This is a genomic window from Pseudomonas sp. IT-P44 (assembly GCF_949768225.1).
Lineage (GTDB): Bacteria > Pseudomonadota > Gammaproteobacteria > Pseudomonadales > Pseudomonadaceae > Aquipseudomonas > Aquipseudomonas migulae.
The window spans coordinates 233,373-251,333 of sequence record NZ_CATKQM010000035.1; the positions used below are offsets into that span (position 1 = coordinate 233,373).

The 17,961-nt window shown below is 59.5% G+C and carries 16 protein-coding genes; 9 read left to right on the forward strand and 7 right to left on the reverse strand.

The window, feature by feature from the left end:
• Positions 1-11: 11 nt before the first annotated feature.
• From ACM6IO_RS19225 to ACM6IO_RS19240, 4 genes are all read right to left on the reverse strand, one after another.
• Entirely contained in the window at positions 12-422 is a 411-nt protein-coding gene (locus ACM6IO_RS19225) for a SufE family protein (RefSeq protein WP_414912038.1), read from the reverse strand.
• Positions 419-1,624, reverse strand: coding sequence for an aminotransferase class V-fold PLP-dependent enzyme (locus tag ACM6IO_RS19230; protein WP_414912039.1), 1,206 nt, complete (start codon positions 1,622-1,624; stop codon positions 419-421). The genes ACM6IO_RS19225 and ACM6IO_RS19230 overlap by 4 nt, the downstream gene beginning before the upstream one ends.
• 155 nt (positions 1,625-1,779) lie before the next feature.
• Positions 1,780-2,814: a 2,3,4,5-tetrahydropyridine-2,6-dicarboxylate N-succinyltransferase gene (gene dapD, locus ACM6IO_RS19235; RefSeq protein WP_008039387.1), complete on the reverse strand. Its 1,035-nt coding sequence runs from the start codon at positions 2,812-2,814 to the stop codon at positions 1,780-1,782.
• 33 nt (positions 2,815-2,847) lie between these two features.
• Positions 2,848-3,210, reverse strand: coding sequence for an ArsC family reductase (locus ACM6IO_RS19240; RefSeq protein WP_008039388.1), 363 nt, complete (start codon positions 3,208-3,210; stop codon positions 2,848-2,850).
• Positions 3,211-3,498: 288 nt separating this feature from the next.
• On the opposite strand from ACM6IO_RS19240, the gene ACM6IO_RS19245 reads away from it, so the two are divergent.
• Entirely contained in the window at positions 3,499-5,130 is a 1,632-nt protein-coding gene (locus ACM6IO_RS19245; RefSeq protein ID WP_414912040.1) for a Na+/H+ antiporter, read from the forward strand.
• Between the two features lie 40 nt (positions 5,131-5,170).
• Here ACM6IO_RS19245 and dapC read toward each other — a convergent pair whose 3' ends face one another.
• The 3 genes from dapC to map all read right to left on the reverse strand — a co-directional run bounded on the left by dapC (position 5,171) and on the right by map (position 10,056).
• Positions 5,171-6,370, reverse strand: a complete 1,200-nt coding sequence (dapC, locus tag ACM6IO_RS19250; RefSeq protein ID WP_414912041.1) for a succinyldiaminopimelate transaminase — start codon at positions 6,368-6,370, stop codon at positions 5,171-5,173.
• A 155-nt stretch (positions 6,371-6,525) separates the two neighbouring features.
• Positions 6,526-9,228, reverse strand: a complete 2,703-nt coding sequence (locus ACM6IO_RS19255) for a [protein-PII] uridylyltransferase (RefSeq protein ID WP_008039391.1) — start codon at positions 9,226-9,228, stop codon at positions 6,526-6,528.
• Between the two features lie 45 nt (positions 9,229-9,273).
• A complete protein-coding gene (gene map / locus ACM6IO_RS19260) occupies positions 9,274-10,056 on the reverse strand; it encodes a type I methionyl aminopeptidase (protein ID WP_008028962.1) in 783 nt (260 codons plus the stop codon).
• A gap of 373 nt (positions 10,057-10,429) precedes the next feature.
• On the opposite strand from map, the gene rpsB reads away from it, so the two are divergent.
• The 8 genes from rpsB (at position 10,430) to rseP (ending at position 17,899) form a co-directional block, all read left to right on the forward strand.
• Positions 10,430-11,167: a 30S ribosomal protein S2 gene (gene rpsB, locus ACM6IO_RS19265; protein WP_008028964.1), complete on the forward strand. Its 738-nt coding sequence runs from the start codon at positions 10,430-10,432 to the stop codon at positions 11,165-11,167.
• 193 nt (positions 11,168-11,360) lie between these two features.
• Positions 11,361-12,224 carry a translation elongation factor Ts gene (gene tsf, locus ACM6IO_RS19270; protein ID WP_008028965.1) on the forward strand — a complete coding sequence of 288 codons (864 nt, stop codon included), beginning with the start codon at positions 11,361-11,363 and terminating at the stop codon, positions 12,222-12,224.
• Positions 12,225-12,434: 210 nt separating this feature from the next.
• Positions 12,435-13,178: a UMP kinase gene (gene pyrH / locus ACM6IO_RS19275; RefSeq protein WP_003172271.1), complete on the forward strand. Its 744-nt coding sequence runs from the start codon at positions 12,435-12,437 to the stop codon at positions 13,176-13,178.
• On the forward strand, positions 13,175-13,732 hold the full coding sequence (frr, locus tag ACM6IO_RS19280) for a ribosome recycling factor (RefSeq protein ID WP_008028968.1): 558 nt from the start codon (positions 13,175-13,177) through the stop codon (positions 13,730-13,732). Before pyrH ends, frr begins: the two co-directional genes overlap by 4 nt.
• Before the next feature lie 13 nt (positions 13,733-13,745).
• Positions 13,746-14,501: a polyprenyl diphosphate synthase gene (gene uppS, locus ACM6IO_RS19285; RefSeq protein ID WP_008039394.1), complete on the forward strand. Its 756-nt coding sequence runs from the start codon at positions 13,746-13,748 to the stop codon at positions 14,499-14,501.
• Positions 14,501-15,307, forward strand: a complete 807-nt coding sequence (locus tag ACM6IO_RS19290; RefSeq protein ID WP_008028973.1) for a phosphatidate cytidylyltransferase — start codon at positions 14,501-14,503, stop codon at positions 15,305-15,307. Before uppS ends, ACM6IO_RS19290 begins: the two co-directional genes overlap by 1 nt.
• Positions 15,304-16,494, forward strand: coding sequence for a 1-deoxy-D-xylulose-5-phosphate reductoisomerase (gene ispC, locus ACM6IO_RS19295; protein ID WP_008028975.1), 1,191 nt, complete (start codon positions 15,304-15,306; stop codon positions 16,492-16,494). The genes ACM6IO_RS19290 and ispC overlap by 4 nt, the downstream gene beginning before the upstream one ends.
• Positions 16,495-16,546: 52 nt before the next feature.
• Positions 16,547-17,899 (forward strand): sigma E protease regulator RseP, encoded by a 1,353-nt coding sequence (rseP, locus tag ACM6IO_RS19300; protein WP_008039401.1) that lies wholly within the window; start codon positions 16,547-16,549, stop codon positions 17,897-17,899.
• Positions 17,900-17,961: the final 62 nt, after the last annotated feature.

Sequence of the window (17,961 nt, forward strand, 5' to 3'; positions counted from 1 at the left end):
AAGCCTCGCTCCTACAGGGGCGCGGCCAACTCATTCATTCGCTGAAGCACGGCATTGAGGCCATTGCTGCGCGAAGGTGACAACTGCCGGCTGAGTCCAAGCTGGTTGAACCAGTCCGGCAAATCCACCTGCTGCAATTCGACCGCCGACAACCCGTTAACTCGCGCCAGCAACAACGCCACCAACCCGCGAATCAACCGCGCATCGCTGCTCGCGGCAAACTGCCAGTGGCCGTCCTGCAACGATCCCACCAACCACACCTGACTTTCACAGCCATGCACGCGGTTGGCGTCGACCTTATCCACATCGCTCAATGCCGGCAGCCGGTCGCCCCATTGCATCAGCAGTCGCGCGCGTTGCTCCCAGCCTGCGGCGGCCTGAAAAGTTTCGAGCGCCATTTCGGCATCAGCAGGGAGGTTCATCGCAACAACTCCAGCGCTTGATCCAGCGCATCAAAGAACCGTTGCAGGTCCTCGGAGTCGTTGTAAAGCGCCAACGACACCCGAATCGCCCCGGCCAGTTCAAAGCTTTTCAGCAGCGGCATCGCGCAATGATGACCGGCGCGCACCGCGATGCCTTGTTCTGTCAGCAAGTGCGCCAGATCAGAGTTATGCACACCCTCGACGACAAAACTCGCCAAGGCCAGTTGCGGTTTGCCCAGCAGACGAATGCCGTTGCGCGCCTCGAGACCTTTCAACAAATAGTCATGCAGCGCGGCTTCATGGGCCGAAACCGCGTCCTGATCGAGGCCAGCGAGGTAATCGAGCGTCGCACCGAGACCAATCACGCTGGAGATCGGCGGCGTTCCTGCCTCGAAACCCAGCGGAGCAGGACGAAAGCGCGCGTTCTGGTAATCCGCATCCAGCACCATTTCGCCGCCGAACTGCCAATGGCGCAGTTGCTTGAGCGCCTCATGGCGGCCGAACAACACCCCCAGGCCATCCGGGCCATAGAGCTTGTGGCTGGAAAAGACATAAAAGTCGCAACCCAGCGCCTGCACATCGTGTCGGCCATGGACCACGCCTTGGGCGCCATCGACCACGGTCAACGCGTTGTGTGCCTTGGCCATCGCCAGCAGCGCGGGCAATGGCTGCCAGGCGCCGAGCACATTGGACAGCTGACTGACCGCCAGCAAGCGGGTTCGCGGGCCGATCAACGCGGCGGCGGCATCCAGGTCGATCAAGCCGTCGGCGTCCAGCGGCAGGATCACCAGTTTCAGATCGCGACGGTGGGCCAGTTGCTGCCATGGCAGCAGGTTGGCGTGATGCTCCAGGGCGCTGATGACAATTTCATCGCCCGGATAGAAAAGATGTTCCAGGCCATAGGCGAGGAGGTTCAGCGCAGAGGTCGCGCCGTGGGTGAAGATGATCTGCCCGCAATCACCGGCATTCAGCCATTGCGCGACTTTATTGCGGCTGTCCTCGAACGCCTGGGTGGCATGCGCGCCGGGCAAGTGTTGCGCCCGATGCACGTTGGCTGCGCCATTGGCGTAGTAATGCGCCAGGGCATCCAGAAGGGCTTGAGGTTTTTGCGTGGTGGCGGCGTTGTCCAGATAGGTCTGGTCTTGCCGTTGCAGGGCGGCGATGGCCGGAAAATCGGCGCGCCAGGGGGAGAGAATCATCATGGTATCGGGCCCTGCTAAACATGGGCGGACGTACGCCTGATCTGACAGGTGTATGCAGTCCCTGTAGGAGCGAGGCTTGCCCGCGAAGCTTTTTGCGGCCTCGAGGGCCCCTTCGCGAGCAAGCTTTGCTCCTACAAGTGGTCGTGACGCTCTGCTTAGTTGTGAGCGTGCAGCGCTTCGTTCAGTTCGATCGCCGATTTGTGGGTTTTGCATTCCACGGCACCGGTTTCCGAATTGCGGCGGAACAGCAGGTCCGGCTGACCGGCCAGTTCACGAGCCTTCACGACTTTGACCAGTTTGTTGTTTTCGTCCAGCAGCGCCACTTTGGTGCCAGCAGTCACGTACAGGCCCGATTCAACGGTGTTGCGGTCGCCCAACGGGATACCGATACCGGCGTTGGCGCCGATCAGGCAGCCTTCGCCAACCTTGATCACGATGTTGCCGCCGCCCGACAGGGTGCCCATGGTCGAGCAACCGCCGCCCAGGTCCGAACCCTTGCCGACGAACACGCCGGCGGAAACGCGGCCTTCGATCATGCCCGGGCCTTCGGTGCCAGCGTTGAAGTTGACGAAACCTTCGTGCATCACGGTTGTGCCTTCGCCGACGTAAGCGCCCAGACGGATACGGGCGGCATCAGCGATACGCACGCCGGCCGGCACGACGTAGTCGGTCATTTTCGGGAATTTGTCTACCGAGAAAACTTCCAGCAGCTCGCCGCGCAGACGGGCTTCCAGTTGATGTTCGGCCAGTTCGGCGAGGTCGATCGCGCCCTGGCTGGTCCATGCGACGTTCGGCAGCAGCGGGAACACGCCGGCCAGGTTCAGGCCGTGCGGCTTGACCAGGCGATGGGACAGCAGGTGCAGCTTGAGGTAAGCCTCAGGCGTGGAAGTCAGCGGCGCATCTTCGGCCAGAATGGTGGCGACCAGCGGCTTGTGGCTTTCGGCCAGACGGGTCAGCAGGGCAGCCTGGGCTGCGTCGACACCTTTCAGTGCTTCAGCCAGTTGCGAAGCCTGGGCGGTGCTGAACGCGATGGCCTGATTGCCTTCGGTGTAACCCAGAACCGGCGCGATGGCCGCGACCAGATCGGCCGACGGGTTGAGCAGCGGCTGAGCGTAAAACACTTCGAGCCATGCGCCCTGACGATTTTGAGTGCCGACACCAAAGGCCAGGCTGAATACGGAAGTGGACATGTAAATACCTCTAACAAAATTGAACGGGCTGGCTTACTTGAGCGCTGCCGCGTAGATATCTGGCTTGAAGCCAATCAGGGTTCGGTCACCGAGATCGAGCACCGGGCGCTTGATCATCGAGGGTTGTGCGAGCATCAGTTCGATGGCTTTCGGCTGGTCGAGATCGGCTTTGCGTTCGTCGTCGAGCTTGCGAAAGGTCGTGCCTGCACGGTTCAACACCACTTGCCAGCCGTGCTCGTCGCACCATTGGCTCAGGTGTTCACGATCGATTCCGACCGCTTTGTAATCATGAAAGTCATAGCTGACAGCGTGTTCATCGAGCCAGGTGCGCGCCTTTTTCATGGTGTCGCAGGCTTTGATGCCGAAAAGGTGCAACGTTTTGCTTGAATCGGTCAAGGAATTGCCCCCTTTACAGGTGCTGGAAAAAAAAGGTGACGGATTATGCCATGACCGTCCGCTTAAAACGCAAAACCCTGTAGGAGCCGAGCTTGCTCGCGAAAGCGGCTTAACATTCAACATTGATAGTGGCTGACCTTCCGCTTTCGCGAGCAAGCTCGGCTCCTGCAGGGTTTGGGGGTTTTTCGAGACTGGCGACAGCCTGCGACATTGGTACAACGGTCAACCCGCAGTCTAAGCGGCTAATATGGCACTTCAATGCTGTCGATTGTCCGGGAACCGCGCTTTATGCAAACCGCCTACACCGTCCTGATCCTGTTGATGCTGGTCAGTGTTTCGCGCCTGGTCGGACGCGTGATCCCGTTGCCATTGCCGCTGGTGCAAATCGGTGCCGGCGCCTTGCTGGCCTGGCCGACGCTCGGTTTGCACGTCGCCCTGGATCCGGAATTGTTTCTGTTTTTGTTTCTGCCGCCGCTGTTGTTCTCCGACGGCTGGCGCATGCCCAAGCGCGAACTTTGGCGACTGCGGGGGCCGATCCTGACCTTGGCGGTCGGCCTGGTGCTGTTTACCGTCGTCGGTGCGGGTTACTTCATCCATTGGTTGCTGCCGAGCATTCCGCTGCCGGTGGCCTTTGCCTTGGCGGCGGTGTTGTCACCAACGGACGCGGTGGCCGTCTCGGCGATTTCTCAAAACCGACTGCCGACACCACTGATGCACATGTTGCAGGGCGAGGCGCTGATGAATGACGCGTCGGGCCTGGTGACCTTCAAGTTCGCCCTGGTCGCGGCGGTGACCGGGGTGTTCTCGCTGGCCAACGCCAGTCTGACGTTCGTGTTGGTGGCGGTCGGTGGCCTGGCGGTTGGTGTTGCGTTGAGCTGGCTGGTCGGGCGCTTGCGCTCGTGGATGATCGCTCGCGGTTGGGATGATCCGGCGACTCACGTGGTCTTCATGTTGTTGCTGCCGTTTGCGGCTTACGTGCTGGCCGAACGCCTGGGGGGCTCGGGGATTCTGTCTGCCGTGGCGGCGGGCATGATGCAGAGCTGGCTCGATCTGCTGCCGCGCCAGACCAGCACCCGACTGCTCAACCGCAGCGTCTGGTCACTGCTGGAGTTCGCGTTTAACGGGCTGATCTTCCTGCTGCTGGGTTTGCAGTTGCCGGACATCATCAAAGCCGTGGCCAGCCACGAAACTTCGTTGTGGCCAACGCTGCTGTATCGCTGCCTCGACGTGGTGGCGATTTTCCTGGTGTTGGTGGTGTTGCGGTTTGTCTGGGTGCAGAGCATCTGGCGATTGTCGGGGCTGCTGCGTCGCTGGCGCGGCAAGGGCGAAATGACGCAAGTGCCGACGGCGCGCTCTTGCTGGTTGTTGACCGTCGGCGGGGTGCGCGGTGCGGTGACGCTGGCGGGTGTGTTGTCAGTACCGATACTGATGGGGAATGAGGCGTTTCCTGAGCGCGATCTGCTGATTTTCATCGCGGCCGGGGTCATTCTGCTGTCGCTGATTGCCGCGTGCATTGCATTGCCAATGTTGCTTCGCGGCATCGAGAAGAGCCCTGACGACAAACGTCGCAGTGAAGTGCGCGATGCCTGGCGCAAGACCGCCGAAGCCGCCATTCATGCGCTCGAAACCGAAGAGGCCAATCCGCAGGACGCCGCCCAGGCAGCGCTCGCTGTCGAACTCAAGGCACGGATCATGTCCGAGTATCGGCATCAACTGGAGGTGTTCAACGATTCGGCGGAAGCCCAGGCGCTGGCGTTTCAGATGGACCTGCTGGAACGGCGTCTGCGCTTGAAGGCGCTGCGGGCGCAACGCCTGGAGTTGTATAAGCTCAGCCGTCATCACCAGATTGGTGATGACGTGTTGCGCGAGGTGCTGGGGGAGCTGGACTTGAGCGAAGCCAATCTGGGGCAGGTGAAATAGCGTCGCTCGTGCCGGCAAGCCGGCACCTACAGGTTTGTGTTTATTTGCGGCGCTGGATGAAGGCGCGGATACGTTCAGCGGCTTCCACACACTCGGCCAGTGGCGCAACCAGCGCCATGCGCACCCGACCGGCACCCGGATTCGCGCCGTCAACGTCACGGGACAGATAAGAGCCAGGCACCACGGTCACGTGTTCTTCGACGAACAGATCGCGGCAGAACGCCTCGTCATCACCTTCAACATTCGGCCACAGGTAAAAACCGCCATCCGGGCGCTGCACGTCCATCACCGGGCCGAGGATTTCCAGCACCGCGTCATACTTCTCGCGATACAGCGCACGGTTGGCGCGCACATGCACTTCGTCATTCCACGCAGCAACGCTGGCCAGTTGAGTCTGAACCGGCATCGCGCAGCCGTGGTAGGTGCGGTACAGCAGGAAGCCTTTGAGAATGTCGGCATCACCCGCCACGAAACCCGAACGCAGGCCCGGCAGGTTGGAGCGCTTGGACAGACTGTGGAACACCACGCAGCGTTTGAAGTCCTTGCGGCCCAGTTCCGCGCAGGCGCTGAGCAGGCCGGCGGGCGGGGTTTGTTCGTTGAAATACAGTTCGCTGTAGCACTCGTCCGCAGCGATCACGAAGTCGTACTCATCGGCCAGGGCGATCAGCTTTTTCAGGGTTTCGACCGGGATGAGCGCGCCGGTCGGGTTGCCCGGCGAGCACAGGAACAGGATCTGGCAACGCTTCCAGATGTCCGGGGGAACGGCATCGAAATCCGGGTTGAAGCCATTCTCGTCCAGGCACGGCAGGTAATGCGGCTTGGCGCCGGCGAGGAACGCGGCACCTTCATAGATCTGATAGAACGGGTTCGGGCTGACCACCAGGGCGTCGTCGCCACGGTTGACCACGGTCTGGGTGAACGCGAACAGCGCTTCGCGGGTGCCGTTGACCGGCAGCACGTTGCGTGCCGGGTCGAGCCAGCCGTTCGGCACGTTGAAGCGGCGTTCGCACCACGCGGCGATGGCTTCACGCAGGGCAGCAATGCCGAGGGTGGTCGGATACACGGCCATCTGGTCCAGATTGCTTGCCAGGGCTTCGGCGACAAAGCTTGGCGAACGGTGCTTCGGCTCGCCGATGGACAGCGCGATAGGGCGCTTGTCCGGGTTTGGCGTGACGCTGCCGAGCAGGGCGCGGAGCTTCTCGAACGGGTAAGGCTGCAACTGGGACAGAGCGTTGTTCATCGGTAGATCTCGTTCAATGTGGAGGCCTGCCCTCTGTAGGAGCCGGCTTGCTGGCGATTGCATCACTCCGGTACGACTGACAATCCGAGGCGATGCTATCGCTAGCAAGCCGGCTCCTACAAAGGACAGGTCTCCACAGGGGGAAATTTGTTAATTCAGATACTGATTCGCGACAGTTTGATATCGGGTTCCTGGCTGACACTGAGCTGTTCGACGATCGCATCCTGCAAACGGCTGCACAACAGTGGGTCAGACAACGGTTGGTTGTTGGCGTCGGTAATGAAGAACACGTCTTCCACACGCTCGCCTAGCGTGGCGATCTTGGCGTTCTGCAATGACAGGTCGAATTCCAGAAAAATCGTGCCAATCCGCGCCAACAACCCTGGGCGATCCGGGGCGCTGAGCTCCAGCACCGTCACCGGGCGCTGGGCGTCGTTGTGGATCGTCACCTGAGGTGCAAACGCGAAATGCTTGAGCTGGCGCGGTACGCGACGCTGGATGATCGTCGGGTAATCGTCCGGGTTGCGCAGGGCTTCAGTCAGGCCTTCGCGAATCTGTTTGACCCGCGCCGGGTTATCGCCGATCGAGTCGCCGTCGGTGTCGAGCACGATGTAGGTGTCGAGGGTGAACTGGCTGCTGGAGGTGATGACCCGGGCGTCGTGAATGTTCAGGTTGAGCTGGTCCATCGCGGCCACGGTCACGGCGAAGAAGTCGTGCTGGTCCGGCGCGTAGATGAAGATCTGCGTGCCGCCCTCGAACTCGCGCTGGGTGGTTTCCTTGATCAGCACCAGCGGGCCGCCATCGGCCGGCTGCTGCAGGATCGCGTCAGTGTGCCAGGCCACATCGCCGGCGGTGTGACGCAGGAAATAGTCATCGCCCAGTTGCGACCACAACTGCTCGACGTCGTCGGGGTCGTTGCCGCCGCGTACCAGAATGTCCAGGGCGGCGCTCTGAGTCTGGCGGATCTGCATTTCGCGATCCACCGGGTTTTCCAGACCGCGACGCAACGCACGCTTGGTCTCGGTGTAGAGCTGGCGCAGCAGGCTGGCGCGCCAGGAATTCCACAGCGTCGGGTTGGTGGCGTTGATGTCGGCGACTGTCAGCACGTACAGGTAATCCAGGCGGGTTTCGTCACCGACGATCTGCGCGAAATCATGGATCACCTGCGGGTCGGACAAGTCCTTGCGCTGGGCGGTGGTCGACATCACCAGATGATTCTGCACCAGCCAGACGATCAGGCGGCTGTCCCAGATCGGCAATTGATGGCGCTGGCAAAAGGCTTCGGCGTCCACTGCGCCGATTTCCGAGTGATCGCCATGCCGGCCCTTGCCGATGTCGTGGTACAGGCCGGCGAGATAGATCAGCTCGGGCTTGGGCAGCTTGCCCATGAGCTTGCTGGCCAGCGGGAATTTTTCCGACACTTGCGTGTACTGCAACTTACGCAGGTGCTTGATCAGGTTCAGGGTGTGCGCGTCGACCGTATAGATGTGAAACAGGTCGTGCTGCATCTGCCCGACAATGAAGCCGAACTCCGGCAAATAGCGCCCGAGGATGCCGTAACGGTTCATCCGCCGCAGGTTGCGGTGAATGCCGATCTTGCACTTGAACAGTTCGATGAACAGGCTGGTATTGCGAATGTCGTTGCGGAAATCGTCGTCGATCAGGTGCCGGTTTTCCCGCAGCAGACGAATGGTGTCGGCGCGCACGCCTTTGATTTCCGGCTGCTGGGCCATCAGCACGAAGATTTCGAGCATGGCGAACGGCGTGCGGCGGAACACATTGTCGTTGCGCGCCTCGATGTAGCCATCGTGCAACTGGAATCGCGAGTTGATCGGCTGCGGTGGCGCTTCGTCTTCGGGCGCGAGGATGACTTCCTCGAAGTGCTGGATGATCAGGTCGCTGAGCTGGGCGATGCTCATGACCACCCGGTAATACTGCTGCATGAAGTTTTCGATGGCTTGCTTGGCGTCATCGCCCTTGAACCCCAGCAGGCCGGCAATCGAACGCTGGTGGTCGAACAGCAAGCGGTCTTCCGAGCGGCCGGCGAGCATGTGCAGCGCGTAGCGGACTTTCCACAGGAATTCCTGGGATGAAGCCAGCAGGGCGTTTTCGCTCTCGACCAGAAACCCTTCGCCGGCCAATGCCCGCAGGTTCAGGGTGCCGTATTCGCGGCGGGCGACCCACAGAATCGTCTGAATATCCCGTAGTCCGCCGGGCGAGCCTTTGACGTTGGGCTCCAGGTTGTATTCGGTGTCGTTGTACTTGTGATGACGGGCTTTCTGCTCGGCGCGCTTGGCCAGGAAGAACTCCTTGCTCGGCCACATGTGCGCAGTGCTGGTGACGTCGAGCATGCGCTGGCGCAAATGCTCGGGGCCGCAGATGGTGCGGCTTTCCATCAGGTTGGTGACAACCGTCAGGTCGGCGCGGGCTTCAACGGCGCATTCTTCAACCGAGCGAACGCTCTGACCGACTTCCAGGCCGATGTCCCACAACAACGTCAGAAAACGCTCGATGGAATCGCGGAAAACTTCGTGGTCGGCGCTGTCCAGCAGGATCAGCAAATCGATATCGGAATAAGGGTGCAATTCCCCGCGACCGTAGCCGCCGACCGCGACCAGCGCGATGTCGGCATCTTCACTCCAGTTGAACTGCTCCCAGGCCTTTTGCAGGATGTTGTCGACGAACCACGCACGATCCTCGATCAGCCGGCGAATCTCCCGGCCGCTGCGAAAGCGCTCGTCGAGCACCTCGCGCGCCTGGCGGATGGCCTTCTTGAAGGCCGCGATCGGGCTGGCCTTCAGGGCCAGTTCAGCCTGGAACTGGCCACGGTCGAAGAGTTCGGGATCCACCTGCGGCATCGATTGGCTTTCCTATCTATAAGGCTGAGAGCTGTGCGGACCGGATCAGGCCGAAACGCGCGGGATGGTGTCGTCGCTGCGCAGGGTGAAGATCTCGTAACCGGTTTCGGTCACTGCCAGGGTGTGTTCCCACTGGGCCGAGAGCTTGCGGTCCTTGGTGATCGCGGTCCAGCCATCGCCCAACACCTTGGTGTCGGCCTTGCCCTGGTTGATCATCGGCTCGATGGTGAAGGTCATGCCCGCTTTCAGTTCCATGCCGGTGCCGGCGCGGCCGTAGTGCAGGATCTGCGGCTCTTCGTGGAACACCTTGCCAATGCCGTGGCCGCAGAACTCGCGAACCACCGAGAAGCCGTTCTTTTCGGCGTGCTTCTGGATCACTTCACCGATGTCGCCCAGGCGGCAGCCGGGTTTGACGATTTCGATGGCCTTGTACATGCATTCCTGGGTCACTTGCGACAGGCGTTCGGCCCAGACCGGCACGGTGCCGACGTGGAACATGCGGCTGGTGTCGCCGTGGTAGCCGTCCTTGATGACGGTGACGTCGATGTTCAGCGTGTCGCCGTCCTTCAATGGCTTCTCGTTCGGGATGCCGTGGCAGACCACGTGGTTGATCGAGGTACAGATCGACTTCGGATAGCCTTTGTAGTTGAGCGGGGCAGGGATGGCCTGCTGCACGTTGACGATGTAGTCGTGGCAGATGCGGTCCAGCTCTTCAGTGGTCACGCCCGGCTTGACATGTTCAGCAATCATTTCCAGCACATCGGCGGCCAGTTTGCCGGCGACACGCATTTTTGCGATGTCCTCCGGGGTTTTGAGGGTGACGGTCATACAGGCTCTCTCTACGCTCGATGGCGCTTGTCAAAACGGAATGGGCAGTGTGCGATCAATCTTTACCGCCCTGAAAAACGCGATTCTAACAGACGAACAGCGCAAATCTGAGCCTCTGTACATCGCTTCTCTCTATAGATAGGCGCATTCTTGAGCGATTCCAAGGGCGCGGATAAAGGCGCGCGTCAGGAATTGAGAATCCGGGTTCCGTTTTTGCGAGCCTTGTGATATAAAATGCGCCGCTTTCCGGGGATACCCCGAAAGGCTTAAATCCACACACGTGTCGACACGATGACCTGGGTGCCTTCAGCTGATGCTGCTGGTTGGTCATTGGGATACGTGGAGGCCAAACCCGACTTATTAAGGAACTATCATGTCCCAAGTCAACATGCGCGATATGCTGAAGGCCGGTGTGCACTTCGGTCACCAGACCCGTTACTGGAACCCGAAAATGGGTAAATACATTTTCGGCGCGCGTAACAAGATCCACATCATCAACCTTGAAAAAACCCTGCCAATGTTCAACGAAGCTCTGACTTTCGTAGAGCGTCTGGCCCAGGGCAAAAACAAGATTCTGTTCGTCGGCACCAAGCGTTCCGCTGGCAAGATCGTTGCTGAAGAAGCAGCACGTTGCGGTTCGCCGTACGTCGATCACCGCTGGTTGGGCGGCATGCTGACCAACTTCAAAACCATCCGTGCTTCCATCAAGCGTCTGCGTGACCTTGAAGTACAAGCCGAAGACGGTACTTTCGCCAAGCTGACCAAGAAAGAAGCGCTGATGCGCTCCCGTGACCTGGAAAAGCTGGATCGTTCCCTGGGTGGTATCAAGGACATGGGCGGTCTGCCAGACGCTCTGTTCGTTATCGACGTTGATCACGAGCGCATCGCGATCACCGAAGCCAACAAGCTGGGCATCCCGGTTATCGGCGTAGTCGATACCAACAGCAGCCCGGAAGGCGTTGACTACATCATCCCAGGCAACGATGACGCAATCCGCGCTATCCAGCTGTACATGGGTTCGATGGCTGACGCTGTAATCCGCGGTCGCAACCACGTTGCTGGCGGCACCGAGCAGTTCGTTGAAGAAGCTCCGGCAGCTGCAGCTGAGTAACTGACGCCTTGGCGTTGACTCAGTAAGCAAAAAGGGGGCTTGGCCCCCTTTTTGCCACCTCGAAAACCATTTGTCTGGTGGCGCATTTACATCATTTGTAACTTGCAGCTGCTAACAAGGGTGGTTCGGGAAGAATTGAACGCCCGTTCGATCGGGTGGAATGGTTGAAAACCTATCCAAGAGGAATTTTGAAATGGCAGAGATTACTGCAGCGTTGGTCAAAGAACTGCGCGAGCGTACTGGCGAAGGCATGATGGACTGCAAAAAGGCCTTGACCAAGGCTGGCGGCGACATCGAAAAAGCCATTGATGACATGCGTGCTTCGGGCGCCATCAAGGCTGCCAAGAAAGCAGGCAACGTGGCTGCTGAAGGCGCTATCGCTCTGAAAGAAGACGGTAAATCCGCCGTTCTGCTGGAAGTGAACTCGCAGACCGACTTCCTGGCTCTGCAGGACGACTTCAAGGCATTTGTTGCTGCCAGCGTTGAAAAAGCGTTCGCCGACAAGCTGACTGACGTCGCTCCGCTGATCGAAGCTCAAGAAGCTGCTCGCCTGGTACTGGTCGGCAAGGTTGGCGAAAACGTCAACATCCGTCGCCTGGTTCGCGTTGAAGGTGATGTTGTTGGTGGTTACCTGCACGGCAACAAAATCGGTGTTGCGGTTGTTCTGAAGGGCGGCGACGTTGAGCTGGCCAAAGACATCGCTATGCACGTAGCGGCCAGCAACCCTGAGTTCCTGCTGCCATCGGAAGTTTCTGCTGAAGCTATCGAGCGCGAAAAAGCCGTGTTCCTGCAGCTGAACGAAGAAAAAATCAAAGGCAAGCCAGAAAACATTGTTGAGAACATGGTCAAAGGCCGTATCAGCAAGTTCCTGGCTGAAGCAAGCCTGGTTGAGCAGGCGTTCGTCAAGAACCCTGAAATCAAGGTTGGCGAACTGGCCAAGAAAGCCGGTGCAGAAATCGTTTCTTTCACCTACTTCAAAGTAGGCGAAGGCATCGAGAAGCCGGTCGACAACTTCGCTGAAGAAGTTGCTGCCCAGCTGGCTGCCGCCAAGCAATAAGACGGTTTTTTAACTGTCGCCCTGAAGAGGCTGCCCGCTTACGCGCGCAGCCTCTTTTCAGATGGGGCACCAATTTTTAATTGGTTTCCTTTTGGAACTGGCTTACAAAGCCATGTTCCGATGGCGCTGAAGCAGCGCCAAGCTAGAGTGAACGCCAGCTGTAAACAGCTCGCAAAGAATTTTTAAAATACGCCGCAGGAGAGATTCGCAATGGCTCAGCAGGGCAGTGGTTATCAGGCTCGCTATAAACGCATTCTACTCAAGCTTAGCGGCGAGGCCCTGATGGGCTCGGAAGAGTTCGGGATCGATCCGAAAGTTCTGGACCGCATGGCGCTGGAAGTCGGCCAACTGGTCGGCATCGGCGTCCAGGTCGGCCTGGTGATCGGCGGCGGCAACCTGTTCCGCGGTGCTGCGCTGAGCGCGGCCGGCATGGATCGGGTCACCGGCGACCACATGGGTATGCTGGCCACCGTGATGAATGCCTTGGCCATGCGCGACGCGCTGGAACGTGCCAATATCTCGGCCATCGTGATGTCGGCGATTTCCATGGTTGGCGTGACTGATCACTACGATCGTCGCAAAGCCATGCGCCACCTGAACGCCAAGGAAGTCGTGATCTTCGCGGCCGGTACCGGCAATCCGTTCTTCACCACGGATTCGGCGGCCTGCCTGCGAGCAATCGAAATCGATGCCGATGTCGTGCTGAAAGCGACCAAGGTCGATGGTGTCTACACCGCTGATCCATTCAAAGACCCGCATGCCGAGAAGTTCGATCATCTGACCTACGATGAAGTGCTGGATCGCAAGCTGGGTGTTATGGATCTGACCGCCATTTGCCTGTGCCGCGACCACAAGATGCCGTTGCGCGTATTTAACATGAACAAACCCGGCGCCCTGCTGAACATCGTGCATGGCGGCGCTGAAGGGACCCTGATCGAGGAAGGCCAACAATGATCAACGAAATCAAGAAAGACGCTAAAGAGCGTATGCAGAAATCCGTCGAGTCGCTGATGCACAACTTCGGCCGTATTCGTACTGGCCAGGCGCACCCAAGCATTCTCGAAGGCGTGATGGTGCCGTACTACGGTTCCGACACCCCGATCAAGCAAGTCGCCAACATCACCGTCAAAGACGCCCGTACCCTGCAAGTGGTCGCTTTCGAGCGCAACATGCTGGGCGCCGTCGACAAGGCCATCGGCAGTGCTGGTCTGAACCTCAACCCGACCAACCTGGGTGAGTTGCTGCTGATCTCCATGCCGGCCCTGACCGAAGAGACCCGCAAGGGCTTCACCAAGCAGGCTCGTGATGTCGCTGAAGATGCCCGTGTTGCCGTGCGCAACATCCGTCGTGATGCGAACAGCCAGCTCAAGGATCTGGTCAAGGAAAAGGAAATCAGTGAAGACGAAGAGCGTCGCGCCACTGGTGAAATTGATGATCTGACCAAAAAGTACGTGGCTGAAATCGACGCGAATTTGGCGCAGAAAGAAAAAGACCTGATGGCCGTATAAGGGTCGCGTTTTCATGGAAAAGACCAAGCAGTCAGTGCCGTCCGCGGTGCCGCGTCATGTCGCGATCATCATGGATGGCAATAATCGCTGGGCGAAAAAACGCTTTATGCCGGGTGTCGCCGGGCATAAAGCGGGTGTGGACGCAGTTCGTGCAGTGATCGAGGTGTGTGCCGAGGCCAAGGTCGAGGTATTGACCCTGTTCGCCTTCTCCAGCGAGAACTGGCAGCGTCCGGCCGATGAAGTCAGTGCCTTGATGGATCTGTTCTTCAAGGCGTTGCGTCGTGAGGCCAAGCGCCTCAACGACAACAACATCAGTCTGCGCATCATTGGCGACCGTTCGCGTTTCCATCCGGAGCTTCAGGCTGCGATGCGTGAAGCGGAAGCGATGACCGCGGGCACCAATCGCTTCGTTCTGCAGATCGCCGCCAACTACGGCGGTCAGTGGGACATCGCGCAAGCCGCACAGCGTCTGGCGCGGGAAGTTCAGGCCGGGCATCTGCGTCCGGAAGACATCACTCCGGAACTGTTGCAAACCTGCCTGGCCACTGGCGATCTGCCGTTGCCGGACTTGTGCATCCGTACCGGTGGCGAGCACCGCATCAGCAACTTCCTGCTGTGGCAACTGGCCTACGCCGAGTTGTACTTCTCCGACCTGTTCTGGCCGGACTTCAAACACGACGCCATGCGCACCGCGCTGGCCGATTTCGCTTCTCGCCAGCGCCGCTTCGGTAAAACGAGCGAGCAGGTCGAGGCTGGGGCCCGGGTTTAATGCTCAAACAACGAATCATCACCGCGCTGATCCTGCTGCCGATCGCCTTGTGCGGGTTTTTCCTGCTCGAAGGCTCCGGTTTCGCGCTGTTCATCGGGCTGGTCGTGACCCTCGGTGCCTGGGAATGGGCGCGTCTGGCGGGCTTCACTGAGCAGCCGATCCGCGTTGCCTATGCTGCAGTCGTCGCGTTGATGCTGTTTGTCATGCATATCCTGCCGGGGCTGGCACCTTGGGTGCTGGGCGCTTCGGTGCTGTGGTGGGGCGTGGCGACGTACCTGGTGTTGACGTATCCGCGTTCGAGCGAGCGTTGGTCCAGTGCGGCGACCAAACTGGTGATCGGTCTGTTGATTCTCCTGCCGGCCTGGCAAGGTCTGGTGCAGATCAAACAATACCCATTGGGCAACTGGTTGATCATGGCCGTCATGGTGCTGGTCTGGGGTGCCGACATCGGTGCTTACTTTTCCGGTCGGGCCTTCGGCAAGCGCAAGCTGGCACCGCAGGTCAGTCCCGGCAAGAGCTGGGAAGGCGTGTATGGCGGTCTGGCGCTGAGCCTGGTCATCACCGTCATTGTCGGCCTGGTTCGCGACTGGACGGTTGCCGAGCTTTTCAAAGGGTTGATCGGTGCCGCAATTATCGTGTTCATCTCGGTAGTGGGTGATCTCACCGAAAGCATGTTCAAGCGCCAGTCCGGGATCAAGGACAGTAGCAATCTGCTGCCCGGCCACGGTGGTGTACTCGATCGCATCGACAGCCTGACGGCAGCGATCCCGGTGTTCGCGGTGTTGTTGTGGATGGCGGCACCGTGAGCCGCCCTCAACAGATTACCGTTCTGGGGGCTACCGGCTCGATCGGTCTGAGCACGCTCGACGTCATTGCCCGTCATCCCGAGCGTTATCAGGTGTTCGCCTTGAGCGGTTTCACTCGCCTGAGTGAGTTGTTCGCGTTGTGCGTCCGCCATACGCCACGGTTCGCCGTTGTGCCGGAGCAGGGCGCTGCCCGAGGCTTGCAGGACGACTTGCGTGCAGCCGGGTTGTCGACCCGCGTTCTGGTGGGGGAGGAGGGGCTGTGTCAGGTCGCCGCCGATCCTGAAGTCGATGCCGTCATGGCCGCCATTGTCGGTGCGGCGGGCCTGCGCCCGACGCTGGCGGCGGTCGAGGCTGGCAAGAAAATACTCCTGGCCAACAAAGAAGCACTGGTGATGTCCGGTGCGTTGTTCATGCAGGCCGTGCGTAAAAGCGGTTCGGTGCTGCTGCCGATCGACAGCGAGCACAACGCGATTTTCCAGTGCATGCCGCAGGATTTTGCTCGTGGGCTGGGTGCGGTCGGTGTCCGTCGGATCTTGCTGACAGCTTCGGGCGGTCCTTTCCGTCAGACGCCTATGGCTGAGCTGGTGCATGTAACCCCTGATCAGGCGTGTGCCCATCCGAACTGGTCCATGGGGCGCAAGATTTCCGTAGATTCGGCCAGCATGATGAACAAGGGCCTCGAGCTGATCGAAGCCTGCTGGCTGTTTGATGCCAAGCCGTCGCAGGTCGAAGTGGTGATTCACCCGCAGAGCGTGATTCATTCGCTTGTCGATTACATCGATGGTTCGGTCCTGGCTCAGTTGGGTAATCCCGACATGCGCACGCCTATCGCCAATGCGCTCGCCTGGCCGGAACGTATCGATTCGGGTGTCGCACCGCTGGATCTGTTTGCCATTGCGCGCCTGGATTTCCAGGCTCCCGATGAAGAGCGTTTCCCATGCCTGCGCCTGGCGCGTCAGGCCGCAGAGGCTGGCAATAGCGCGCCAGCCATGCTCAATGCGGCGAATGAAGTGGCTGTCGCGGCCTTTCTCGACGGGCGGGTTCGCTATCTGGAAATCGCGAGTATCATCGAAGAAGTGTTAAATCTCGAGCCCGTGGTTGCGGTGGATGATCTCGAGGCGGTGTTCACGGCTGACGCGAAAGCGCGAGTACTGGCCGGGCAGTGGTTGAGTCGTCACGGGCGGTAAGTGCTGCAGTACGTTGGCCCATGCAGCACCGGATAAGTTGCGGAGAAAGTAGATGAGCGCGCTCTATATGATTGTCGGCACCCTGGTAGCCCTGGGCGTGCTGGTCACCTTCCACGAATTCGGCCATTTCTGGGTCGCACGTCGCTGTGGAGTCAAAGTGCTGCGTTTCTCCGTGGGCTTCGGTATGCCGTTGCTGCGCTGGCACGACAAGAAAGGCACTGAGTTCGTGATTGCCGCCATCCCGCTGGGTGGCTACGTGAAAATGCTCGACGAGCGCGAAGGTGAAGTGCCGGCCGATCAGCTCGATCAATCCTTCAATCGCAAATCCGTCCGTCAGCGCATTGCTATCGTGTCGGCGGGGCCGATTGCCAACTTCTTGCTGGCGATGATTTTTTTCTGGGTGCTCGCCATGCTTGGCAGCGAGCAGGTGCGGCCAGTCATCGGTGCTGTTGAATCCGGCAGCATCGCCGCCAGGGCGGGTTTGAGTGCAGGTCAGGAAATTGTTGCCATTGATGGTGAGCCGACGTCGGGCTGGGGCGCCGTAAATCTGCAACTGGTTCGCCGTCTTGGCGAGAGCGGTTCCCTTCAGTTGCTGGTCCGTGAGCAGGGTTCCACAGCGGATTCGCCGCGTGAGCTGGTGCTGGATAAATGGCTCAAGGGCGCTGACGAGCCGGATCCGATTCGCTCGCTGGGTATTCGCCCATGGCGTCCGGCGTTGCCGCCGGTTCTGGCAGAACTCGATCCGAAAGGCCCGGCGCAGGCTGCCGGCCTGAAAACCGGAGACCGATTGTTGGCCCTGGATGGCAAGGCGCTCGATGACTGGCAACAAGTTGTCGATATCGTCCGTATTCATCCTGATACCAAAATCATGCTGCGCGTCGAGCGCGATGGTGCTCAAATCGACGTCCCTGTGACGCTCGCTGCTCGCGGCGAGAAAAAGTCGCCCAGTGGTTATCTCGGTGCCGGGGTGAAAGCGATCGATTGGCCGCCGGAGATGATTCGCGAGGTCAGTTACGGTCCTTTGGCCGCGATTGGCGAGGGGGCTCGACGCACCTGGACCATGAGCATACTGACCCTCGATTCGCTCAAGAAAATGTTGTTCGGTGAGCTCTCGGTAAAAAACTTGAGTGGACCGATAACCATTGCTAAAGTGGCGGGCGCTTCTGCCCAGTCGGGCGTCGCTGATTTCCTGAATTTCCTTGCTTATCTGAGTATTAGCCTGGGTGTTCTGAATTTGTTGCCCATTCCGGTACTGGATGGGGGGCATTTGTTGTTTTATCTGATTGAGTGGGCGCGTGGTCGCCCCTTGTCGGATCGGGTGCAGGGTTGGGGGATACAGATCGGCATCAGTTTGGTGGTCGGGGTGATGTTGCTCGCTCTGGTCAATGATTTGGGTCGTCTGTAACACTTCGCTGAATTGCGAATCTGCCGCATTTTGCGGCAGTTTGTTTATTGCCAGTTGGAATA